At 55.0% G+C, this 23,415-nt stretch carries 22 protein-coding genes and 2 tRNA genes; 20 read left to right on the forward strand and 4 right to left on the reverse strand.

Annotation, left to right across the window (positions count from 1 at the left end; all coding sequences use genetic code 11):
• The first annotated feature begins 46 nt into the window (after window positions 1-46).
• The 4 genes from rplU to cgtA all read left to right on the forward strand — a co-directional run bounded on the left by rplU (window position 47) and on the right by cgtA (window position 2,885).
• Complete coding sequence (gene rplU, locus ACUW6V_RS17935) at window positions 47-358, forward strand: 50S ribosomal protein L21 (RefSeq protein WP_004385077.1); 312 nt, start codon at window positions 47-49, stop codon at window positions 356-358.
• A gap of 19 nt (window positions 359-377) precedes the next feature.
• The gene (gene rpmA / locus ACUW6V_RS17940) at window positions 378-635 is read left to right on the forward strand and encodes a 50S ribosomal protein L27 (protein ID WP_004385076.1); all 258 of its coding nucleotides are present in this window, start codon (window positions 378-380) and stop codon (window positions 633-635) included.
• 95 nt (window positions 636-730) lie between these two features.
• Window positions 731-1,696, forward strand: coding sequence for a DMT family transporter (locus ACUW6V_RS17945; protein WP_004385075.1), 966 nt, complete (start codon window positions 731-733; stop codon window positions 1,694-1,696).
• A gap of 16 nt (window positions 1,697-1,712) precedes the next feature.
• Window positions 1,713-2,885: an Obg family GTPase CgtA gene (gene cgtA, locus ACUW6V_RS17950; RefSeq protein ID WP_454038735.1), complete on the forward strand. Its 1,173-nt coding sequence runs from the start codon at window positions 1,713-1,715 to the stop codon at window positions 2,883-2,885.
• A gap of 61 nt (window positions 2,886-2,946) precedes the next feature.
• On the opposite strand, the gene pmrB is transcribed toward cgtA, so the two are convergent.
• Genes pmrB through dacB form a run of 3 tightly spaced genes read right to left on the reverse strand, consistent with a single transcriptional unit; the run spans window position 2,947 to window position 6,106 of the window.
• Entirely contained in the window at window positions 2,947-4,011 is a 1,065-nt protein-coding gene (gene pmrB / locus ACUW6V_RS17955; RefSeq protein ID WP_105575919.1) for a two-component system sensor histidine kinase PmrB, read from the reverse strand.
• Complete coding sequence (gene pmrA, locus ACUW6V_RS17960; RefSeq protein ID WP_007888632.1) at window positions 4,008-4,670, reverse strand: two-component system response regulator PmrA; 663 nt, start codon at window positions 4,668-4,670, stop codon at window positions 4,008-4,010. Before pmrA ends, pmrB begins: the two co-directional genes overlap by 4 nt.
• A gap of 2 nt (window positions 4,671-4,672) precedes the next feature.
• Window positions 4,673-6,106, reverse strand: coding sequence for a serine-type D-Ala-D-Ala carboxypeptidase (gene dacB / locus ACUW6V_RS17965; protein ID WP_007872860.1), 1,434 nt, complete (start codon window positions 6,104-6,106; stop codon window positions 4,673-4,675).
• 247 nt (window positions 6,107-6,353) lie between these two features.
• Between dacB and greA the strand changes: the two genes are divergently transcribed.
• Window positions 6,354-6,830 carry a transcription elongation factor GreA gene (greA, locus tag ACUW6V_RS17970; protein ID WP_004385068.1) on the forward strand — a complete coding sequence of 159 codons (477 nt, stop codon included), beginning with the start codon at window positions 6,354-6,356 and terminating at the stop codon, window positions 6,828-6,830.
• A 220-nt stretch (window positions 6,831-7,050) separates the two neighbouring features.
• Here greA and yhbY read toward each other — a convergent pair whose 3' ends face one another.
• Window positions 7,051-7,344, reverse strand: a complete 294-nt coding sequence (gene yhbY / locus ACUW6V_RS17975; protein WP_004385067.1) for a ribosome assembly RNA-binding protein YhbY — start codon at window positions 7,342-7,344, stop codon at window positions 7,051-7,053.
• Window positions 7,345-7,468: 124 nt separating this feature from the next.
• Between yhbY and rlmE the strand changes: the two genes are divergently transcribed.
• The 15 genes from rlmE (at window position 7,469) to nlpI (ending at window position 23,371) form a co-directional block, all read left to right on the forward strand.
• Entirely contained in the window at window positions 7,469-8,098 is a 630-nt protein-coding gene (gene rlmE, locus ACUW6V_RS17980) for a 23S rRNA (uridine(2552)-2'-O)-methyltransferase RlmE (protein ID WP_004385066.1), read from the forward strand.
• A gap of 56 nt (window positions 8,099-8,154) precedes the next feature.
• Window positions 8,155-10,089, forward strand: coding sequence for an ATP-dependent zinc metalloprotease FtsH (gene ftsH, locus ACUW6V_RS17985; RefSeq protein ID WP_004385065.1), 1,935 nt, complete (start codon window positions 8,155-8,157; stop codon window positions 10,087-10,089).
• A 90-nt stretch (window positions 10,090-10,179) separates the two neighbouring features.
• The gene (gene folP / locus ACUW6V_RS17990; protein ID WP_097649774.1) at window positions 10,180-11,028 is read left to right on the forward strand and encodes a dihydropteroate synthase; all 849 of its coding nucleotides are present in this window, start codon (window positions 10,180-10,182) and stop codon (window positions 11,026-11,028) included.
• The gene (gene glmM, locus ACUW6V_RS17995; RefSeq protein WP_004385063.1) at window positions 11,021-12,358 is read left to right on the forward strand and encodes a phosphoglucosamine mutase; all 1,338 of its coding nucleotides are present in this window, start codon (window positions 11,021-11,023) and stop codon (window positions 12,356-12,358) included. The genes folP and glmM overlap by 8 nt, the downstream gene beginning before the upstream one ends.
• Window positions 12,359-12,581: 223 nt before the next feature.
• Entirely contained in the window at window positions 12,582-12,914 is a 333-nt protein-coding gene (secG, locus tag ACUW6V_RS18000) for a preprotein translocase subunit SecG (protein ID WP_004385062.1), read from the forward strand.
• Between the two features lie 42 nt (window positions 12,915-12,956).
• Window positions 12,957-13,043: transfer RNA gene (locus tag ACUW6V_RS18005), tRNA-Leu, on the forward strand.
• Window positions 13,044-13,102: 59 nt separating this feature from the next.
• Window positions 13,103-13,179 (forward strand) — tRNA-Met (locus ACUW6V_RS18010).
• A gap of 213 nt (window positions 13,180-13,392) precedes the next feature.
• A complete protein-coding gene (gene rimP / locus ACUW6V_RS18015; RefSeq protein ID WP_004385061.1) occupies window positions 13,393-13,845 on the forward strand; it encodes a ribosome maturation factor RimP in 453 nt (150 codons plus the stop codon).
• A gap of 27 nt (window positions 13,846-13,872) precedes the next feature.
• Window positions 13,873-15,360, forward strand: coding sequence for a transcription termination factor NusA (gene nusA, locus ACUW6V_RS18020; RefSeq protein WP_007780472.1), 1,488 nt, complete (start codon window positions 13,873-13,875; stop codon window positions 15,358-15,360).
• A gap of 24 nt (window positions 15,361-15,384) precedes the next feature.
• Window positions 15,385-18,096, forward strand: a complete 2,712-nt coding sequence (infB, locus tag ACUW6V_RS18025; RefSeq protein ID WP_454038736.1) for a translation initiation factor IF-2 — start codon at window positions 15,385-15,387, stop codon at window positions 18,094-18,096.
• Between the two features lie 135 nt (window positions 18,097-18,231).
• Complete coding sequence (gene rbfA / locus ACUW6V_RS18030) at window positions 18,232-18,633, forward strand: 30S ribosome-binding factor RbfA (protein WP_004385058.1); 402 nt, start codon at window positions 18,232-18,234, stop codon at window positions 18,631-18,633.
• Complete coding sequence (gene truB, locus ACUW6V_RS18035) at window positions 18,633-19,577, forward strand: tRNA pseudouridine(55) synthase TruB (RefSeq protein ID WP_007872882.1); 945 nt, start codon at window positions 18,633-18,635, stop codon at window positions 19,575-19,577. The genes rbfA and truB overlap by 1 nt, the downstream gene beginning before the upstream one ends.
• Window positions 19,578-19,720: 143 nt before the next feature.
• Entirely contained in the window at window positions 19,721-19,990 is a 270-nt protein-coding gene (rpsO, locus tag ACUW6V_RS18040; protein WP_004385056.1) for a 30S ribosomal protein S15, read from the forward strand.
• A gap of 244 nt (window positions 19,991-20,234) precedes the next feature.
• Window positions 20,235-22,370: a polyribonucleotide nucleotidyltransferase gene (gene pnp, locus ACUW6V_RS18045; RefSeq protein WP_015387065.1), complete on the forward strand. Its 2,136-nt coding sequence runs from the start codon at window positions 20,235-20,237 to the stop codon at window positions 22,368-22,370.
• 116 nt (window positions 22,371-22,486) lie between these two features.
• Window positions 22,487-23,371: a lipoprotein NlpI gene (gene nlpI, locus ACUW6V_RS18050; protein ID WP_004385054.1), complete on the forward strand. Its 885-nt coding sequence runs from the start codon at window positions 22,487-22,489 to the stop codon at window positions 23,369-23,371.
• The last annotated feature ends 44 nt before the right edge of the window (window positions 23,372-23,415 follow it).

A 23,415-nucleotide genomic window follows, 5' to 3' on the forward strand; every position in this document is an offset into this window, starting at 1 on the left:
GCGCACTCTGATCAAGCAGAAGGCGTGCGCGGAAGCGGAGTTCTATATGTACGCGGTTTTCCAAAGTGGTGGTAAACAACACCGAGTAAGCGAAGGTCAGACCGTTCGCCTGGAAAAGCTGGACATCGCAACTGGCGAAACTGTTGAGTTCGCTGAAGTTCTGATGATCGCAAACGGTGAAGATGTCAAAATCGGCGTTCCTTTCGTTGATGGCGGCGTAATCAAAGCTGAAGTTGTTGCTCACGGTCGTGGCGAGAAAGTTAAAATCGTTAAGTTTCGTCGTCGTAAACACTACCGTAAGCAGCAGGGCCACCGTCAGTGGTTCACTGATGTGAAAATCACTGGCATCAGCGCCTAAGACCTGAGGAGAGATTTAAATGGCACATAAAAAGGCTGGCGGCTCCACACGTAACGGTCGCGATTCAGAAGCTAAACGCCTGGGCGTTAAGCGTTTCGGTGGCGAATCCGTTCTGGCGGGTAGCATCATCGTTCGTCAGCGTGGCACCAAATTCCACGCTGGTAACAACGTAGGTTGCGGTCGTGACCACACTCTGTTTGCTAAAGCAGACGGTAAAGTGAAATTTGAAGTTAAAGGCCCGAACAACCGTAAATACATCAGCATCGTTGCTGAGTAAGGTTTTCTCGGTCCGGTAACGGATTAAAGCCCCGCACCTGTTGCGGGGCTTTTTACATTGGAAACCCGGTAATTTTTTCTGTAGGGAAAACGGGCATGAAGCAGCAGGCCGGCATTGGTATTCTTTTGGCGCTCACGACCGCAATGTGCTGGGGTGCGCTGCCAATTGCAATGAAGCAGGTACTGGAAGTGATGGAGCCGCCCACCGTGGTGTTCTACCGCTTTCTGATGGCGGGCATCGGACTTGGGCTGATCCTGGCTATAAAAGGCAAACTGCCGCCGATGGGCTTGTTTCGCAAACCACGCTGGCTGGTGTTGCTGGCGATAGCGACAGGCGGCCTTTTCGGCAACTTCATTCTTTTCAGCTCCTCCCTGCAATATTTAAGCCCCACGGCTTCGCAAGTGATAGGCCAGCTTTCGCCGGTTGGCATGATGGTAGCAAGCGTTTTGATCCTTAAGGAAAAGATGCGCGGCACGCAGATCATCGGGGCAATCATGCTGCTTTGCGGGCTGGTGATGTTTTTCAATACCAGCCTGATAGAGATCTTTACGCGACTGACGGATTACACCTGGGGTGTGATCTTCGGCGTTGGCGCGGCGACGGTGTGGGTTAGCTATGGCGTGGCGCAAAAGGTTCTGCTGCGTCGTCTGGCCTCGCAACAGATCCTCTTTTTGCTGTACACTTTATGTACTATTGCGCTGTTGCCGCTCGCGAAGCCTGGCGTGCTGTTTCAGCTCAGTTCCTGGCAACTGGCCTGCCTTATCTTTTGTGGCCTGAATACTCTCGTGGGGTATGGCGCGCTGGCTGAGGCGATGGCGAGATGGCAGGCGGCGCAGGTGAGCGCCATCATTACGCTTACCCCACTGTTTACCTTGTTATTTTCAGATGTGTTATCTGTTGCCTGGCCCGATTTCTTCGCCAGACCGATGTTAAACCTGTTGGGTTATCTCGGTGCGTTTGTCGTGGTTGCGGGTGCGATGTATTCCGCCATTGGTCACCGTCTTTGGGGACGGTGGCGCAAAAACGAAGCGGTTGGCGTTATACCCCGCTCGGGCGAATGAATTACGGAGAAGTAAAATGAAGTTTGTTGATGAAGCTACGATCCTGGTCGTGGCGGGTGACGGCGGTAACGGCTGCGTAAGCTTCCGTCGTGAAAAATATATCCCGAAAGGCGGCCCTGACGGCGGCGACGGCGGTGACGGCGGCGATGTCTGGCTTGAGGCCGACGAAAACCTCAATACCCTTATCGATTACCGCTTTGAGAAATCCTTCCGCGCTGAACGCGGTCAGAACGGCCAGAGCCGCGACTGCACCGGTAAACGCGGTAAAGATGTGACCATCAAAGTGCCGGTCGGTACGCGTGTTATCGATCAGGGTACAGGCGAAACGATGGGCGATATGACCAAACATGGTCAGCGTCTGATGGTTGCGAAGGGCGGCTGGCACGGCCTTGGCAACACCCGCTTCAAATCTTCCGTGAACCGTACTCCGCGCCAGAAAACCATGGGTACGCCGGGCGAGAAGCGCGATCTGCAATTAGAGCTGATGCTGCTGGCAGACGTTGGTATGCTTGGGATGCCGAACGCCGGTAAATCCACGTTTATTCGCGCGGTCTCCGCAGCGAAGCCGAAAGTGGCGGATTATCCGTTTACCACGCTGGTGCCAAGCCTTGGCGTGGTGCGTATGGATAATGAGAAAAGCTTCGTGGTTGCCGATATTCCAGGCCTTATTGAAGGCGCGGCGGAAGGCGCGGGCCTCGGCATCCGCTTCCTGAAGCACCTGGAGCGTTGCCGCGTACTGCTGCACCTGATCGATCTTGATCCGATCGACGGTTCCGATCCGGCGGAAAATGCCCGTATCATCGTGGGTGAGCTTGAGAAATACAGCGAAAAGCTGGCCTCTAAGCCGCGCTGGCTGGTCTTTAATAAAATCGATCTGCTGAGCCGCGAAGAGGCGGAAGCCAAAGCGAAAGCGATCGCCGACGCGCTGGGCTGGGAAGAAAAATATTATCTGATCTCCGCCGCGAGCCAGATGAACGTGAAAGATCTCTGCTGGGACGTGATGCATTTCATCATCGAAAATCCTGTGGTTCACGAAGAAGAAGCGAAGCAGCCTGAAAAAGTCGAGTTTATGTGGGATGACTATCATCGCCAGCAGCTCGAAGAGATGGAAGCGGAAGCCAAAGAAGAGTGGGACGACGACTGGGACGAAGATGACGACGAAGGTGTCGAGATCGTCTATCAGCGTTAACAAAAAGGCCGGGAAACCGGCCTTTTTTAATGGTGCCAACGTTCAATGCGTTTTCAACGAATTATGACTGGTTAATCTCTTCCGGTAGCCAGCACGACGCCATCAATCCACCGTTTGGACCATCCTCCAGAATCAGCCTGCCACGGTGTAAATGCACGATGCGCTGCACAATGCTCAGCCCCAGACCACTACCGCCATAGCGCTGATCGAGCCGCCGGAAAGGCTCGGTAATCGCTTCGCGCTGCGCCTGCGGGATGCCTGGCCCTTCATCGATCACACTCAGACGACTTCCGCCGTGTTCGGCAGAAAGCTGCACCACAATGCAGCTTTGCTCCGGGCTGTAACGCGAGGCGTTTTCCAGCAAATTACGCAGCATCAGCCGCAGCAACACGGCGTCGCCCTGCACACGCGATGTGGCTTCGTCGTGAGGCCAGACGATGTGCTGCCCGCGTTGCTGTACCAGCTCGTCGAGTTCGCTACGCAGCGGCACGATAATATCCGCGTTCCAGCACAGCGTTTCGTAATGCCCGCTCGCCAGCGCCTGGCCTGCGCGTGACAGCATCAGTAATTGCTCAACGGTATGCATCAGGCGATCGATACGGGCGAGCAGCGGTGTGGCCTGAGAAACGCCCGACTGCTCCATCAATTCCAGATGCAGACGAATACCGGCGAGCGGTGTTCGCAGTTCATGTGCCGCATCTGCCGTGAACAGACGCTCTTGCTGGATGGTGTGATCGAGGCGTAAAAAGAGCTGGTTGAGCGAGAGCGTTACCGCACGTATCTCTTCCATTGCAGAGTCCACCGGCACCGGGGAAAGATTATCCGCCGAGCGCCGGGTAAGCGTCTGGCTAAGCTGACTGAGCGGACGGGTTATCCACGTGACCGCCCAGAATGAAAAAACGAGGGTAAACCCCACCATCACCAGCGATGGCACCAGCAACGAGGCAATTGCCTCGCGGATCTCTTTTTCGACGTGATGGGTGCGGGATTTGGCCGACAGCGTTTCATTAACCAGAAAACTTATCTGCTCGCGGCTTTCATGCCACAGCCAGATAACGCTAATAAGCTGAAAAAAAAGAAGGATCAGCGCAAGCATCAGCATCAGCCGACGGCGCATGCTGTTCATGATGGCCGCTCCAGCCGGTAGCCCACGCCGCGTATGGTACGAATGCGGGTTTTACCGAGCTTACGGCGCAGATTGTGGATGTGCACTTCAAGCGTATTCGAGCTGGGATCGTCCTGCCAGCTGTAGATGTCCTGTTGCAGGGTTTCGCGGTGCACCGTCTGGCCGATGCGCATCATCAGGCGGGTGAGTAACGCAAACTCTTTGGGCGTCACTTCTACAGGCATTCCCTGGAGCAGTACCTGCTGGGTTTGCAGATTGAGCGTGATATCGTCGTGCTGCAACAGATTATCGCTGTGCCCCTGATAACGGCGGATAAGCGCCCGCGCGCGGGCGTGAAGCTCCGCCAGCGCAAAGGGTTTAACCAGATAATCATCCGCACCCGCATCAAGCCCGCTTACGCGATCTGCCAGCGCGTCACGCGCCGTAAGAATAAGCACTGGCGTTGTCACACCGCTTCGGCGCCACTGGCTGAGCAGCGTGGCGCCGTCTTTATCCGGCAAGCCTAAGTCGAGAATAATCAGGCTGTATTCGCCGCTCTGGAGCAGGGCGTCGCCCTCAGCGGCATTCGCGGCGCAATCCAGCGCATAGCCCTCGTTGCCGAGCGCCAGCGCCAGTCCTTCCTGTAACAGCAGATCATCTTCGACTATCAGCAGTTTCATCGTTAATTATTCTGGTAGAGGTCGCGGTAAAGCCGGCTTTCAAAGCGCACCAGCGGAATACGGCGGTTGCGCTGATCGGCAGGCTCTACGGCGTAGCCGGAAAGATACTGAACGAACGCCATGCGTTGTCCGCTGGCCGTCGTAATAAAGCCCGCAAGGTTATAGACCCCTTGCAGCGAGCCGGTTTTGGCGGAGACTTTTCCGTCAACGCCCGCCTCGTGGAGACCCGCGCGGTACAGCAACGACCCGTCGTGCCCTGCCAGCGGCAGCATAGAGATAAAGTTCAGCTGGCTGTCGTTGCGGGCAATGTATTGCAGCACCTGCATCATCGTCGCGGGGGCTATCAGATTATGGCGCGACAGGCCGGAACCATCCACTACGATCGTATTGCCTAAATCCACACCTGCTTTCTGACGCAGGATCTGGCGGACGGCATCCGCGCCTGCCCGCCAGGTGCCAGGCACGCCGTAAAAGTTACGCCCGATGGTGCGAAACACCGTGTCGGCGATCATGTTGTCGGATTTCTTCAGCATCACACGCAGGAGATCGTGCAGCGGCGGAGACTGGCGGCTCGCGATAACCGTCCCCGGCTCGTTGGGTTGCGTCTGGCGTAGCAGCGTACCGTTATAAGTGATGCCCGCTTGTTTCAGCTCCGCTTTCAGTATCGCGCCGGCATAGCCCGCGCCATCCTGAATGGCGAAGGCCAGCGGCAGCGGATCGGCACGCTGCGTCATACAGCCAGTGAGCGTATAGCGGTTAAGATCGCCCGTGACCACATCCAGCTCGCAATACTGCGCCTCTGACGAGCCGCGCGGCAGGGTTTTTACCTGACTGTAAACGTTAACCGGATAATACGAGGCGATGCGTACAAATGCCGGTTCACCCGCCTGCGGGGCGCTGTAGAGCGATACCGAAAAGCAATTACGATCGACAATGGCGGCTGACGGCGGGGCGCTGAAGCATTGCGTCATATCGTTCCACGGCCAGCCGGGCGCTTTGTCATGACTTGCGAAAGCGGAGGTGTCGATCAGCACGTTTCCTTTTATTTGCTGAACGCCCGCTTTTTTCAGCGCCGTCACCATATTGCGCATATCCTGGCGCTTAAAGGTCGGATCGCCAGTGAAACGCGCGATTAAATCGCCATCAAGCACGCCGTCGCGCACATCGCCACGGCTTTCAAGCGTTGTGGTGAAGCGGTAGTCAGGGCCGAGCTGTAACAGCGCGGCCAGCGCCGTGATCACTTTTTGCGTACTGGCGGGGAGCGCCATCTGCTGGCTGTGAAAATCAATCTCAGGGGAGCTGGCTCCGACTTTTTGCACCATCAGGGCGAGATTCGCGCCGGCGGGTAACTGATTGATATACTCTTCGACATTGGCGGCACTGGCATTCAGGGCTACACTGGTGGTCAATCCGACAGCAAATCTGGAAAATCGCATAATCTCGCGGTAACAGCTGGAAACGTGCCGTCATACTAAGGCGCATCGCCCTGCAAAGTAAACGATGACCCTTCGGGAACTTCAGGGTAAAATACGTATCAAATTGCAAAATCGTTCCTGACCTGGGGCTTTGTCTCCGGGTCAGTTTTCTTTTGTTTGCCGTCCGGGACTGGAAGGTTTTCCGGGCTGGCGTGCAGCCGGAGCGGGCTGTGAACCGTTCTTAACAGGACAGTGAGAGGTATAACAAATGCAACCTATTCCGATGACCTTACGTGGTGCTGAGAAACTGCGCGAAGAGCTGGAGTTTCTGAAATCCGTGCGTCGCCCGGAAATCATCGCCGCTATCGCCGAAGCCCGCGAGCATGGCGATCTGAAAGAGAATGCCGAATACCATGCCGCTCGCGAGCAGCAGGGGTTCTGCGAAGGGCGTATTAAAGATATCGAAGCGAAGCTCTCGAACGCCCAGGTGATTGATATCACCAAGATGCCAAACAATGGCCGCGTGATTTTCGGCTCCACCGTGACGGTACTGAACCTGGATACCGATGAAGAGCTGACCTACCGCATCGTTGGCGACGACGAAGCGGACTTCAAACAGAACCTTATTTCTGTGAACTCGCCTATCGCGCGCGGTCTGGTGGGTAAAGAGCTGGACGACGTGGTGACGATTAACACCCCGGGCGGCCAGGTCGAATTTGAAATCATCAAAGTCGATTATCTTTAATACCCGCCTCTGAACGGCCGTTTTTTCGGTAAGCGGCGCGCCTGATAGTCAGATTTACTGACTTGTGCGATTAACCTTAACCGGCATAACAACGATGCCGTTCAGATTGTAAAGAAAGGAAAAAGGCCGCTACGCGGCCTTTTATCAACAAACGGAGCGTGGCATTTTGCACCCTCGCCTGTAGTTTGCGGCTTCTGCGATCGCTCGCAAAACCCACAGCTTAGCGGGGCAGCGAAATTTTACGTTCCTTTGACGGGCGGTAGAGCACCAGCGTTTTCCCGATGACCTGTACATTGCAGGCGCCGGTTTCACGTACGATGGCATCCACAATCAGGGTCTTAGTTTCGCGGTCTTCAGTGGCGATCTTCACCTTGATTAACTCATGGTGCTCAAGCGCTTGCTCAATCTCGGCCAGTACCCCTTCGGTCAAACCATTATTGCCAAGCATAACCACTGGCTTGAGCGGATGGGCGAGACCTTTCAGGTGCTGTTTTTGTTTAGTACTCAGATTCATCGTATTTTTTGCTTACGTTGGGATTGAAAACGGGTCATTCTACCGCCATCTCCCAATTATCGCCAAATGGCAAAACGTGGGTTTTTGAGCCTGCGGCTCACGATGAACCCGGATGGAATGTGAAATGACAGGTAAAAAGCGTTCTGCCAGCTCCAGTCGCTGGCTTCAGGAACACTTTAGCGATAAATATGTTCAACAGGCGCAGAAAAAAGGGTTACGTTCCCGTGCCTGGTTTAAACTTGATGAAATACAGCAAAGTGACAAGATTTTTAAACCAGGCATGACGGTTGTCGATCTTGGCGCCGCGCCTGGCGGATGGTCACAGTATGTGGTCACGCAAATCGGAGGAGCAGGCCGTATTATCGCTTGCGATCTTTTACCAATGGATCCTATCGTTGGTGTGGACTTCCTTCAGGGCGACTTTCGTGATGAATTAGTCATGAAGGCGTTACTGGAACGCGTGGGTGACAGTAAAGTACAGGTTGTCATGTCAGATATGGCACCGAACATGAGCGGGACTCCGGCTGTGGATATCCCCCGCGCCATGTATCTGGTGGAACTGGCGCTCGAGATGTGTCGGGATGTGCTGGCACCGGGCGGCAGTTTTGTAGTGAAGGTGTTTCAGGGCGAAGGTTTCGATGAGTACCTGCGGGAAATTCGCTCCCTGTTTACGAAGGTTAAAGTTCGTAAGCCGGACTCTTCTCGTGCCCGTTCACGTGAAGTGTACATTGTAGCGACCGGGCGCAAACTATAGTACCCTGACGCTGTTTGTTAACACAGTTGTAATATGAGGTTAATCCCTTGAGTGACATGGCGAAAAACCTAATACTCTGGCTGGTCATCGCAGTTGTGCTGATGTCAGTATTCCAGAGCTTTGGGCCCAGCGAGTCGAGTGGCCGTAGGGTGGATTACTCTACCTTCCTGCAAGAAGTTAACCAGGACCAGGTTCGCGAAGCGCGTATCAACGGACGTGAAATCAACGTTACCAAGAAAGATAGTAACCGATACACGACTTATATTCCCGTAAACGATCCCAAACTCCTTGATAACCTGCTGACCAAAAACGTAAAAGTTGTTGGTGAACCGCCTGAAGAGCAGAGCCTGCTGGCCACTATCTTCATCTCCTGGTTCCCGATGCTGCTGCTGATTGGGGTCTGGATATTCTTCATGCGTCAGATGCAGGGCGGCGGTGGCAAAGGCGCCATGTCGTTCGGCAAAAGCAAAGCGCGCATGCTGACGGAAGATCAGATTAAAACCACTTTCGCTGACGTGGCCGGTTGTGACGAAGCGAAAGAGGAAGTCGGCGAGCTGGTGGAATACCTGCGCGAGCCGAGCCGTTTCCAGAAGCTGGGCGGTAAAATTCCGAAGGGCGTCCTGATGGTCGGCCCGCCGGGTACCGGTAAAACCCTGCTGGCGAAAGCCATCGCGGGCGAGGCGAAAGTGCCGTTCTTTACTATTTCCGGTTCTGACTTCGTAGAAATGTTCGTGGGTGTGGGCGCGTCCCGTGTTCGCGATATGTTCGAGCAAGCTAAAAAAGCGGCACCGTGCATTATCTTTATCGATGAAATCGATGCGGTGGGTCGTCAGCGCGGCGCGGGTCTTGGCGGTGGTCACGATGAACGTGAGCAGACTCTGAACCAGATGCTGGTTGAGATGGATGGTTTTGAAGGCAACGAAGGCATTATTGTCATCGCGGCGACTAACCGTCCTGACGTGCTTGACCCTGCGCTGCTGCGTCCAGGCCGTTTCGACCGCCAGGTCGTGGTTGGTCTGCCGGATGTTCGTGGCCGTGAGCAGATCCTGAAAGTACATATGCGTCGCGTACCGCTGGCGCCGGATATCGACGCGGCAATCATCGCGCGCGGTACGCCTGGCTTCTCCGGCGCCGATCTCGCAAACCTGGTCAACGAAGCGGCGCTGTTTGCCGCACGCGGTAACAAGCGCGTCGTTTCAATGGTTGAGTTCGAGAAAGCGAAAGACAAAATCATGATGGGTGCGGAACGCCGCTCCATGGTGATGACGGAAGCGCAGAAAGAATCCACCGCGTATCACGAAGCGGGCCATGCGATTATCGGCCGTCTGGTGCCAGAGCACGATCCGGTGCATAAAGTGACGATTATCCCGCGCGGTCGCGCGCTTGGCGTCACGTTCTTCCTGCCTGAGGGCGACGCTATCAGCGCCAGCCGTCAGAAACTGGAAAGCCAGATCTCCACGCTGTACGGCGGTCGTCTGGCGGAAGAGATTATTTACGGGCCGGAGCATGTCTCCACCGGTGCGTCTAACGACATTAAAGTTGCGACGAACCTGGCGCGTAACATGGTGACCCAGTGGGGCTTCTCCGACAAACTTGGTCCGCTGCTGTATGCGGAAGAAGAGGGCGAAGTATTCCTGGGCCGTAGCGTGGCTAAAGCCAAGCATATGTCAGATGAAACGGCGCGTATCATCGATCAGGAAGTTAAAGCCCTGATTGAACGTAACTACAACCGCGCTCGTCAGATCCTGAACGATAACATGGACATCCTGCATGCCATGAAAGACGCGCTGATGAAGTATGAAACCATCGACGCGCCGCAAATCGACGATCTGATGGCTCGCCGTGATGTTCGCCCGCCGGCAGGCTGGGAAGATCCGGGTGCCAACAATAACTCTGACAGCAACGGTACGCCGCGTGCTCCGCGTCCGGTCGATGAACCGCGTACGCCGAACCCGGGCAACACCATGTCTGAGCAGTTTGGCGATAAATAATTGCCTGCTGTAGCACCGCTGTATTAATTAAAACCCCGGCCTGTCCGGGGTTTTCTGTTTTAGTTCATTCAAGTTTATAAGGGAATGGCAATGAAACTCTTCGCCCAGGGCTCAACGCTCGAACTTTCTCACCCGCATGTCATGGGGATCCTGAATGTTACGCCGGATTCTTTCTCCGATGGCGGTCAGCACAACACGCTCACAGAGGCGGTGAAACATGCGAACGCGATGATTAACGCCGGTGCGACCATTATTGATGTTGGCGGCGAGTCGACGCGCCCCGGAGCGGCGGAAGTGAGCGTGGAAGAAGAGCTTTCCCGCGTGATACCGGTAGTGGAGGCGCTGGCGCAGCGCTTTGAGGTCTGGGTGTCTGTCGATACCTCCAAACCAGAAGTGATCCGCGAGTCGGCGCGTGCCGGGGCGCATATCATTAACGATATTCGATCGCTGACAGAGCCGGGCGCGCTTGAGGCGGCGGCAGAGAGCGGATTGCCGGTTTGCCTGATGCATATGCAGGGCCAGCCGAAAACGATGCAGCAGGCACCGCATTACGACGATGTCTTTGCCGACGTCACACGTTTTTTTGAGCAGCATATCGCCCGCTGCGAGGCGGCGGGCATTACAAAAGAAAAAATCATACTCGACCCGGGATTCGGTTTCGGTAAAAATCTGACCCACAATTACCAGCTTCTCGCCCGGCTTTCAGAATTCCGGCGTTTCGGAATGCCTTTGCTGGTGGGAATGTCGCGTAAATCGATGATTGGCCAGTTACTTAACGTCGGACCCGATCAGCGCTTGCCTGGAAGCCTTGCCTGTGCGGTTATGGCGGCGATGCAGGGCGCGCAGATCGTTCGCGTTCATGACGTCAAAGAGACGGTCGAAGCGATGCGCGTGGTGGAAGCAACTCTTTCAGCGAAGGATAAAAAATACTATGAGTAACCGTAAATATTTTGGGACCGATGGCATTCGCGGTCGCGTGGGCGATGCGCCAATTACCCCTGATTTTGTCCTGAAGCTTGGCTGGGCGGCAGGTAAAGTGCTGGCGCGTCACGGCTCCCGCAAAGTCATTATCGGCAAGGACACCCGTATTTCCGGTTACATGCTGGAATCCGCACTGGAAGCGGGCCTGGCCGCGGCAGGGCTGTCTGCGCTCTTTACCGGGCCGATGCCCACGCCAGCCGTGGCCTATTTGACGCGTACTTTTCGTGCCGAGGCTGGCATTGTCATTTCTGCCTCTCATAACCCGTTTTACGATAACGGCATCAAATTTTTCTCCATTGAGGGCACGAAATTGCCTGATGAAGTGGAAGAGGCTATCGAAGCTGAGCTTGAGAAAGAGATCAGCTGCGTGGATTCCGCCGAGCTCGGTAAAGCGAGCCGTATTGTGGATGCCGCAGGCCGTTATATCGAATTTTGCAAAGGCACATTCCCGAATGAGCTCAGCCTGAACGGGCTGAAGATTGTGGTGGATTGCGCGAACGGCGCGACGTATCACATTGCGCCAAATGTACTGCGCGAGCTGGGCGCGCGCGTCGTAACCATCGGCTCTGAGCCGGATGGCCTGAACATCAACGAAAAATGCGGCGCAACGGACGTTCGCCTGCTGCAGGAGCGCGTCGTAGCCGAGAAAGCCGATCTGGGTATCGCGTTTGACGGCGATGGCGACCGCGTCATTATGGTCGACCATGAAGGCAACAAAGTGGATGGCGACCAGATCCTCTATATCATTGCCCGTGAAGGATTGCGTCAGGGCCAGTTGCGCGGCGGCGCGGTCGGCACGCTCATGAGCAACATGGGGCTGGAAGTCGCTCTCAAACAGCTTGGTATTCCGTTTGCGCGCGCGAAAGTGGGCGACCGTTACGTGCTGGAAAAAATGCAGGAAAAAGGCTGGCGCATCGGGGCGGAGAACTCAGGCCACGTTATCCTGCTGGATAAAACCACCACAGGCGACGGCATTGTGGCAGCCTTGCAGGTGTTAACGGCGATTGCGCGTAACCATATGAGCCTGCACGATCTCTGCAGCGGGATGAAACTCTTCCCGCAGATTCTGGTGAACGTGCGCTTCACGCCAGGCAGCGGCGACCCGCTGGAACATGACACGGTGAAAGCGGTAACTGAAGAAGTGGAGCAAGCGCTTGGTAAACGCGGACGCGTGCTGCTGCGTAAATCCGGTACCGAGCCGCTTATCCGCGTGATGGTGGAAGGCGAAAACGAAGCGCAGGTGACGGAGTTTGCGCATCGTATCGCGGATGCCGTGAAAGCCGTTTAAGCCCCGAGCGTTTAAAAAGGCGACGAAAGTCGCCTTTAAAATCGTCATTTTAGCGCGTTTTGCCGTTTTTTTCCGCAGTCAGCATTTGTCGATGAAATTGCACTTGCGCGCCCATGACTCTTTCGTTAGTATTCACACCCGCTTCAGTAGGGAATGACAAATACCCCTGCTTTATTGGTTTGAAGCAATTGGCTGCGGTAACCCCGCAAGGAACAGGTTGATTATGTACGAAGCTCTTTTGGTAGTTTTCCTTATTGTAGCGCTGGGCCTTGTTGGTCTTATCATGCTGCAGCAAGGTAAAGGCGCTGATATGGGAGCCTCTTTTGGCGCAGGCGCTTCTGCTACGCTGTTCGGTTCAAGTGGTTCTGGTAACTTCATGACCCGTATGACCGCTGTGCTGGCAACCCTGTTCTTCATTATCAGCCTGGTGCTGGGTAACATTAACAGCAACAAAACCAATAAAGGAAGCGAGTGGGAAAACCTGACTGCGCCAGCAAAAACTGAGCAGACTCAGCCCGCAGCGCCGGCTAAGCCGACCAGCGATATCCCGCGTTAATTTGTCAGCTTCGCGCAGTAAACAGAAACTGCGCACTATAGTGCCGAGGTGGTGGAATTGGTAGACACGCTACCTTGAGGTGGTAGTGCCCGATTGGGCTTACGGGTTCAAGTCCCGTCCTCGGTACCAAATCCCAGCAAAACTTGCAATTTAGACGTTAAAGGCGTAGTATTTGCCACGTTTTCGGACGCGGGGTGGAGCAGCCTGGTAGCTCGTCGGGCTCATAACCCGAAGGTCGTCGGTTCAAATCCGGCCCCCGCAACCACTTTCCCTGAGAGTTGTTTTTCAAATATACTGTGAAGTGCAGCGAATGCCTTCCTCACCGTTTTTGAAAGAAAATTCCCTGGAAGGTGTTCCGGGCCGCGCATCGCGGTTTACAGGGTTCAGTTATTAAAAGCCCCGATTTATCGGGGTTTTTTGTTATCTGGCTAAAGAATAACTGGGCTATATGCCCTTTTTTTATGTCCCGGGGGTGGGCTTGTCCACATTAGAGCAAAAATTAACAGAGATGATTACGGCACCGGTGGAAGCGCTGGGCTACGAACTCGTCGGCATCGAATTCATTCGCGGTCGCACATCGACGCTGCGCATCTATATTGATAGTGAAGATGGCATCACTGTTGACGATTGTGCTGATGTCAGCCACCAGGTTAGCTCCGTTCTGGATGTCGAAGACCCTATTACGGTCGCTTATAACCTGGAAGTCTCCTCGCCTGGCCTCGACCGTCCTCTCTTCACTGCCGAACATTATGCCCGTTACACTGGCGAAGAGGTGACGCTGGTACTGCGTATGGCGGTACAGAATCGTCGTAAGTGGCAGGGGATCATTAAAGCCGTTGATGGCGAGATGATTACCGTTGCAGTTGACGGCAAAGATGAAGTGTTCGCGCTCAGCAACATCCAGAGAGCGAACCTGGTACCCCAATTTTAACAGTCTGGATTGAGGCGAAGGCCCCTGATGAATAAAGAAATTTTGGCTGTTGTCGAAGCAGTTTCCAACGAAAAAGCGGTTCCGCGCGAGAAAATTTTTGAAGCGCTGGAAAGCGCCCTGGCTACGGCAACCAAGAAAAAATATGAACAAGAGATCGATGTTCGCGTGAGCATCGACCGTAAAAGCGGTGATTTCGATACGTTCCGCCGCTGGGTCATTGTCGAAGAAGTTACCCAGCCGACCCGCGAAATCACGCTGGAAGCGGCACGTTACGAAGATCCGAGCCTGAATGTTGGCGACTACGTTGAAGATCAGATCGAATCCGTAACGTTTGACCGTATCACCACGCAGACCGCGAAACAGGTCATCGTACAGAAAGTGCGTGAAGCTGAGCGCGCGATGGTCGTTGACCAGTTCCGCGAGCATGAAGGTGAAATCATCACCGGCGTGGTGAAAAAAGTGAACCGCGAAAACATCACGCTGGACCTCGGCAGCAATGCTGAAGCGGTCATTCTGCGTGAAGACATGCTGCCGCGTGAAAACTTCCGCCCGGGCGATCGCATCCGCGGCGTACTGTACGCTGTCCGTCCTGAAGCACGCGGCGCTCAGCTGTTTGTCACTCGCGCCAAGCCGGAGATGCTGATCGAGCTGTTCCGCATCGAAGTACCGGAAATCGGCGAAGAAGTGATTGAAATTAAAGCGGCAGCTCGCGATCCGGGCTCACGCGCTAAAATCGCGGTGAAAACCAACGACAAGCGTATCGACCCGGTCGGTGCCTGCGTAGGCATGCGTGGCGCGCGTGTTCAGGCTGTGTCGACCGAGCTTGGCGGCGAGCGTATTGATATCGTGCTGTGGGATGATAATCCTGCGCAGTTCGTTATCAACGCCATGGCACCGGCAGATGTAGCCTCTATCGTGGTGGATGAAGACAAACACACCATGGATATCGCCGTCGAAGCGGGCAATCTGGCGCAGGCTATTGGCCGTAACGGCCAGAACGTGCGTCTTGCTTCACAGCTGAGCGGCTGGGAACTCAACGTCATGACCGTTGAAGACCTTCAGGCCAAGCATCAGGCTGAAGCGCACGCCGCTATCGATACTTTCACTAAGTATCTCGATATTGATGAAGAGTTCGCCACGGTTCTGGTGGAAGAAGGCTTCTCCACGCTCGAAGAACTGGCTTATGTGCCGATGAAAGAGCTGCTGGAAATTGACGGCCTGGATGAGCCGACCGTGGAAGCATTACGCGAACGTGCTAAGAACGCGCTCACCACCCTTGCGCTGGCTCAGGAAGAGAGCCTCGGCGATAACAAACCGGCTGACGATCTGCTGAACCTTGAAGGCATGGATCGCACGCTGGCTTACAAACTCGCTGCGCGCGGTGTGTGTACGCTTGATGACCTCGCCGATCAGGGCGTGGACGACCTCGCGGATATCGAAGGGTTGACCGATGAGAAAGCCGGTGAGCTTATCATGGCCGCTCGTAACATCCGCTGGTTTAGCGACGAAGCGTAATAAACTGTAGCAGGAAGGAACAGCATGACTGATGTAACCGTAAAAGCGCTGGCCGCAGAGATTCAGACCTCCGTGGACCGCCTGGTACAGCAATTCGCTGATGCAGGGATCCCGAAGTCCGCTGAAGACTCTGTGACGGCACAAGAGAAACGAGCCTTACTGGCGCACCTGAACCGCGAACATGGCTCAGGGCCGGATAAGTTGACTTTACAGCGCAAAACGCGCAGTACTTTAAATATTCAGGGTACCGGCGGGAAAAGTAAGTCGGTACAGATCGAAGTCCGCAAAAAACGCACCTTTGTAAAACGTGATCCGCAAGAGGCAGAGCGTCTCGCCGCGGAAGAACAGGCGAAGCGTGAGGCGGAAGAGCAGGCCCGTCGTGAAGCAGAGGAAGCTGCCAAGCGAGAGGCAGAGGAAAAAGCCAAGCGTGAAGCCGGCGATAAGGCTAAACGTGAAGCTGAAGAACAAGCTAAACGCGATGCCGCTGATAAAGCGAAACGTGAAGCTGCGGAAACGAGCAAAGTGAGCAATCAACAAACTGACGAAGTGAGCAAAGCTGCTCAGGCGGAAAAAGCCCGCCGCGAAGCTGAAGCCCTTGAACTTAAGCGCAAGGCCGAAGAAGAAGCGCGTCGCAAGCTGGAAGAAAATGCCCGTCGCGTAGCGGAAGAAGCCCGTCGTATGGCTGAAGAGAACGCGACCAAGTGGGAAAGCGGCAGCGAAGAAGAATCTGAAGATACCAGCGACTACCATGTCACCACTTCACAGCATGCGCGTCAGGCAGAAGATGACAGCGACCGTGAAGTAGAAGGCGGCCGTGGTCGCGCGCGTCCGGCGAAAGTCGCACGCCAGAAGAAAAGCAACAAACATTCCGAATCCAAAGCGGATCGTGAAGAAGCCCGTGCAGCCGTTCGCGGCGGTAAAGGCGGCAAACGTAAAGGCAGCTCCCTGCAGCAGGGCTTCAACAAGCCGGCTCAGGCGGTTAACCGTGACGTTGTTATCGGTGAAACCATCACCGTGGCTGAACTCGCTAACAAGATGGCTGTAAAAGGCTCTCAGGTTATCAAAGCGATGATGAAGCTCGGCGCGATGGCGACCATCAACCAGGTCATCGATCAGGAAACCGCGCAGCTGGTTGCTGAAGAGATGGGCCACAAAGTTATCCTGCGTCGTGAAAACGAGCTGGAAGAAGCGGTAATGAGCGACCGTGATATGGGCGCACAGGCTGAGCCGCGCGCGCCGGTTGTGACCATCATGGGTCACGTTGACCACGGTAAAACCTCTCTGCTCGACTATATCCGTTCCACGAAAGTGGCCTCGGGTGAAGCGGGCGGCATTACCCAGCACATCGGTGCATACCATGTGCAGACCGATAACGGCATGATCACCTTCCTGGATACCCCGGGTCACGCCGCGTTTACCGCGATGCGTGCACGTGGTGCGCAGGCAACGGATATCGTGGTTCTGGTGGTTGCGGCGGACGACGGCGTGATGCCTCAGACCATCGAAGCTATCCAGCATGCGAAAGCGGCGAAAGTGCCGGTTGTCGTTGCGGTGAACAAAATCGATAAGCCTGATGCCGATCCGGATCGTGTTAAAAACGAACTGTCTCAGCACGGCATCATCCCGGAAGAGTGGGGCGGCGATTGCCAGTTCGTCCACGTTTCTGCGAAAGCGGGTACCGGTATCGATGAGCTGCTGGACGCCATCCTGCTGCAGTCCGAAGTTCTGGAACTGAAAGCGGTACGTAAAGGTATGGCGAGCGGCGTGGTTATCGAATCCTTCCTGGATAAAGGTCGTGGTCCGGTCGCTACCGTTCTGGTTCGCGAAGGTACGCTGAACAAAGGCGATATCGTGCTGTGTGGCTTCGAATATGGCCGCGTGCGTGCGATGCGTAACGAACTGAACCAGGAAGTCCAGGAAGCCGGTCCGTCCATTCCTGTTGAGATTCTGGGGCTCTCCGGCGTTCCTGCCGCGGGTGACGAAGTGACCGTGGTGCGTGATGAGAAGAAAGCGCGTGAAGTGGCGCTCTATCGTCAGGGTAAATTCCGCGAAGTCAAACTGGCGCGTCAGCAGAAATCGAAACTCGAAAACATGTTCGCGAACATGACCGAGGGCGAAGTTCACGAAGTCAACATCGTGCTGAAAGCCGACGTACAGGGCTCCGTAGAAGCAATTTCCGACTCCCTGCTGAAACTCTCCACCGACGAAGTGAAGGTGAAGATTGTTGGCTCCGGCGTGGGTGGTATCACCGAAACCGACGCCACGCTGGCTGCGGCTTCCAACGCCATCCTGGTGGGCTTCAACGTTCGTGCCGACGCCTCTGCGCGCCGTGTTATCGAAGCGGAAAGCCTGGATCTGCGCTACTACTCCGTCATCTATAATCTGATCGACGAAGTGAAAGCGGCGATGAGCGGCATGCTGTCGCCTGAGCTGAAACAGCAGATCATTGGTCTGGCCGAAGTACGTGACGTGTTCAAATCGCCGAAATTCGGCGCGATCGCGGGCTGTATGGTTACCGAAGGCACGATTAAGCGTCATAACCCCATCCGCGTACTGCGCGACAACGTGGTTATCTATGAAGGCGAGCTGGAATCCCTGCGCCGCTTCAAAGATGACGTTAACGAAGTCCGTAACGGCATGGAATGTGGTATCGGCGTTAAGAACTACAACGACGTCCGTGTTGGCGACATGATCGAAGTCTTCGAGATCATCGAAATCCAGCGCAGCATCGACTAATCCCTGTTATGCCCGGCGCACTGCGTCTGCCGGGCCTGGATTAGGACACATTTTGTAGGCCGGGTTAGCGAAGCGCCACCCGGTATGACTATTCAAAAGGGGCTAATAGCCCCTTTTTTGTCTGGAGATTTTATTATGGCGAAAGAATTTGGTCGCCCGCAGCGCGTGGCGCAGGAGATGCAAAAAGAGATTGCCATCATTCTGCAGCGCGAAATCAAAGATCCGCGCGTTGGGCTGATGACCACCGTATCGGGCGTTGAAGTATCCCGCGACCTGGCGTATGCCAAAGTGTTCGTGACGTTCCTGAACGATAAAGACGAAGCGGCGGTAAAAGCTGGTATCAAAGCGCTGCAGGACGCGTCTGGCTTTATTCGCTCCCTGCTGGGCAAAGCGATGCGTCTGCGCATCGTGCCGGAACTGACCTTCTTCTACGACAACTCCCTGGTCGAAGGGATGCGGATGTCCAACCTGGTCACCAGCGTAGTGAAACACGACGAAGAGCGTCGCGTTAATCCGGACGACGACAAGGAGGAATAATGAGTCGTCCTCGTCGTCGCGGTCGCGATGTGCATGGCGTATTGTTGCTGGATAAGCCGCAGGGGCTCTCCTCCAACGATGCGCTGCAAAAAGTAAAACGTATTTATAACGCCAATCGCGCTGGTCACACCGGCGCGCTGGACCCGCTGGCGACCGGCATGCTGCCCATCTGCCTCGGTGAAGCGACCAAGTTTTCTCAGTATCTGCTTGATTCCGACAAACGCTATCGCGTGATTGCGCGTCTTGGCCAGCGTACTGACACTTCTGATGCTGACGGCACGGTGGTGGAAGAGCGCCCGGTCACGTTCAGCGAGCAGCAACTGCAGGATGCGCTGGAAAGCTTCCGTGGCGATACCCTGCAGGTGCCGACCATGTTCTCGGCGCTGAAGTATCAGGGTAAACCGCTGTACGAGTATGCGCGTCAGGGGATTGAAGTACCGCGTGAAGCGCGCCCGATTACCGTTTATGAGCTGCTGTTTATTCGTCATGAAGGCGATGAGCTTGAGCTGGAAGTGCACTGCTCGAAAGGGACTTACATCCGCACCATCATTGACGATTTGGGCGAGAAGCTCGGCTGCGGCGCGCATGTGATTTATCTGCGTCGTCTGGCAGTCAGTAAATATCCTGTCGAGCGTATGGTAACGCTTGAGCAGCTCAACGCGCTGCTTGAAGAAGCACAGACGCGTGATATCGCGCCGTCTGAACTGCTCGATCCACTGTTAATGCCGATGGACAGCCCGGCTGCGGATTACCCCGTGGTGAACCTGCCGCTGACGTCATCCGTTTACTTTAAGAACGGCAATCCGGTACGCACTACGGGCGCGCCGTCAGAAGGCCTTGTTCGCGTAACGGAAGGCGAAGCGCAGAAGTTTCTCGGCATGGGTGAAATCGACAGCGAAGGGCGCGTGGCACCTCGCCGTCTGGTCGTAGAGTATCCGGTTTAACCCTCGTCGTTACCTTGCGATAACAGGCCGCGACAGGTAGAATATTGCGGCTAAACACTACATCGTCATTTTAAATGCAGATGTAGCCTCGGGTGGCTGAATTAGAGATCGGCACCCTTATTTTTTATAAACTGGAGTTAAAAATGTCTCTAAGCGTTGAAGCTAAAGCTAAAATCGTTTCTGAGTTTGGTCGTGGTGAGAACGACAGCGGTTCTACCGAAGTTCAGGTTGCCCTGCTGACTGCGCAGATCAACCACCTGCAGGGTCACTTTGCAGAGCACAAAAAAGATCACCACAGCCGTCGTGGTCTGCTGCGCATGGTTTCTCAGCGTCGTAAACTGCTCGACTACCTGAAACGTAAAGATGTAGCACGCTACACTGCGCTGATCGAGCGCCTGGGTCTGCGTCGCTAATCACTGCGAGTTTCAGAAAAGGGGGCCTTTACGGCCCCTTTTTTCGACCAGACGGCAGCAATTGCGAGTAAACTCATGTATTGTTGCTAAGTATGATCTTCGTTGCAGAGGTTCGCGCGGCTAATGAGAGGCTTTATCCGCACAGGCGGGTTAAGGTTGTCATTAGTCGCGAGGATGCAAAGAAGATCGGGTACTGTCAGCACGGCTTTGGGCGTGCTGTTCTTCATTTAGAAAGGGTATAATTTTGCTTAATCCGATCGTCCGCAAATTTCAGTATGGTCAACATACTGTCACTCTTGAAACCGGAATGATGGCTCGTCAGGCCACTGCTGCCGTGATGGTAAGCATGGATGACACTGCGGTATTCGTGACCGTAGTTGGTGCTAAAAAAGCGAAGCCCGGCCAGGACTTTTTCCCGCTGACCATTAACTATCAGGAGCGTACCTACGCTGCTGGCCGCATCCCGGGCGGTTTCTTCCGTCGTGAAGGCCGTCCAAGCGAAGGCGAAACGCTGATCGCGCGTCTGATTGACCGCCCGCTGCGTCCGCTGTTCCCGGAAGGCTTCGTTAACGAAGTTCAGGTTATCGCGACCGTCGTTTCCGTTAACCCGCAGGTTAACCCGGATATCGTCGCCATGATCGGCGCGTCCGCTGCGCTGTCTCTGTCCGGTATTCCGTTCAACGGCCCGATTGGTGCCGCGCGCGTGGGTTACATCAACGACCAGTACGTACTGAACCCGACCCAGGATGAGCTGAAATCCAGCAAACTGGATCTGGTTGTCGCTGGTACTGAAAGCGCCGTGCTGATGGTGGAATCCGAAGCTGAACTGCTGAGCGAAGATCAGATGCTGGGCGCCGTGGTGTTCGGCCACGAGCAGCAGCAGGTTGTGATTCAGAACATCAACGATCTGGTGAAAGAAGCGGGCAAACCGCGCTGGGACTGGCAGCCTGAAGCCGCTAACGAAGCGCTGAACGCGCGCGTGAAAGCGCTGGCTGAATCTCGTCTGAGCGACGCGTACCGCATCACCGACAAACAAGAACGTTACAGCCAGATCGACGCTATCAAAGCGGACGTTATCGCGGCACTGCAGGCTGAACAGGCCGAAGGCGACGCGCTTGACGAAAACGAGCTGGGCGACATCCTGCACGCTATCGAGAAGAACGTTGTTCGTTCTCGCGTACTGGCTGGCGAACCGCGTATCGATGGTCGCGAAAAAGACATGATCCGTGGCCTGGACGTGCGCACTGGCGTACTGCCGCGTACTCACGGCTCCGCGCTGTTCACCCGTGGTGAAACGCAGGCGCTGGTTACCGCGACGCTCGGTACCGAACGCGACGCGCAGAATATCGACGAACTGATGGGCGAGCGTACTGACCGCTTCCTGTTCCACTACAACTTCCCTCCGTACTCTGTCGGCGAAACCGGCATGGTCGGTTCTCCGAAGCGTCGTGAAATCGGTCACGGTCGTCTGGCGAAACGCGGCGTACTGGCAGTCATGCCGGCAGCTGACCGCTTCCCGTACACCGTCCGCGTGGTGTCTGAAATCACCGAATCCAATGGTTCTTCTTCCATGGCTTCCGTGTGTGGCGCTTCTCTGGCGCTGATGGACGCGGGCGTGCCGATTAAAGCCGCTGTCGCGGGTATTGCGATGGGTCTGGTGAAAGAAGGCGAAAACTTTGTCGTACTGTCCGACATTCTGGGTGATGAAGACCACCTGGGCGACATGGACTTCAAAGTAGCCGGTTCCCGTGAAGGTATCACTGCGCTGCAGATGGATATCAAAATCGAAGGCATCACCAAAGAGATCATGCAGGTGGCGCTGAATCAGGCTAAAGGTGCGCGTCTGCACATTCTTGGCGTGATGGAACAGGCTATCAACGCACCGCGTGGCGATATCTCTCAGTTCGCACCGCGTATTCACACCATCAAGATCAGCCCGGACAAGATCAAAGACGTGATCGGTAAAGGCGGTTCTGTGATTCGTGCGCTGACCGAAGAAACCGGCACCACCATCGAAATCGAAGATGACGGTACGGTGAAAATTGCAGCGACCGATGGCGAGAAAGCGAAACACGCGATTCGTCGTATCGAAGAAATTACCGCTGAAATCGAAGTGGGCCGTATCTACAATGGTAAAGTGACCCGCATCGTTGACTTCGGTGCCTTCGTCGCTATCGGCGGCGGTAAAGAAGGTCTGGTACACATCTCTCAGATCGCCGACAAGCGCGTTGAGAAAGTGACCGACTATCTGCAGATGGGTCAGGAAGTACCGGTTAAGGTACTGGAAGTTGACCGTCAGGGCCGCGTACGTCTGAGCATCAAAGAAGCAACCGAGCAGACTCAGGAAGCAGCAGCCCCTGCTGCGCCGGAAGCCGAGTAAGGTTTGCCGTTTAGCTCTCCGTGGCGACACGGAGAGCCATTTGTTACGAGGCAGGATGCCCCGTTTGCAGCCGGGGGACAGGACGTTCATCCAATAGTTGTCTTCGGGAGTAGGAAATGAAGCCTTTATTGCGCTGGTGTTTCGTTGCGACAGCACTCACGCTGGCAGGATGCAGCAACTCTGCCTGGCGTAAGAGCGAGGTCCTGGCGGTGCCATTGCAACCGGCCTTGCAGCAAGAAGTGATCCTCGCACGCATGGAGCAGATCCTCGCAAGTCGGGCTTTAACCGATGATGAACGCGCACAGCTTTTATATGAGCGCGGAGTGTTGTATGATAGTCTTGGTTTGCGGGCACTGGCGCGGAATGATTTTTCACAAGCGCTGGCTATACGCCCCGATATGCCTGAAGTATTCAACTACTTAGGCATTTATTTAACGCAGGCAGGCAATTTTGATGCTGCCTATGAAGCGTTTGATTCTGTACTTGAGCTTGATCCAACTTACAACTACGCGCATTTGAATCGCGGTATCGCCCTCTATTACGGCGGACGTTACCGATTAGCGCAAGATGATCTGCTGGCGTTTTATCACGACGATCCCAATGATCCTTTCCGTAGTCTGTGGCTCTTCCTTGCTGAAAGCAAAATGGATGAGAAACAGGCCAAAGCGGCCTTGCAAGAACGCTTTGAGAAATCGGACAAAGAACAGTGGGGATGGAACATTGTCGAATTCTGGCTCGGCGACATTAGCGAAAAAACGCTAATGGAACGCCTGAAGGCAGACGCAACGGATAACACCTCGCTCGCTGAGCATCTCAGTGAAACCAACTTCTATTTAGGTAAGTACTACCTAAGTCTGGGGGATAAGGACAGCGCCACGGCACTGTTCAAATTAGCGGTTGCTAACAACGTCCACAACTTCGTTGAGCACCGTTATGCATTGTTGGAATTAGCGCTCTTGGGCCAGGAGCAAGATGACCTGGCAGAATCGGACCAGCAATAGCTGACGAACATTTCAGCCCACGGATTTTTTACTAAAGTCATCAC

Source organism: Cronobacter sp. 153480017-3 (assembly GCF_053627815.1).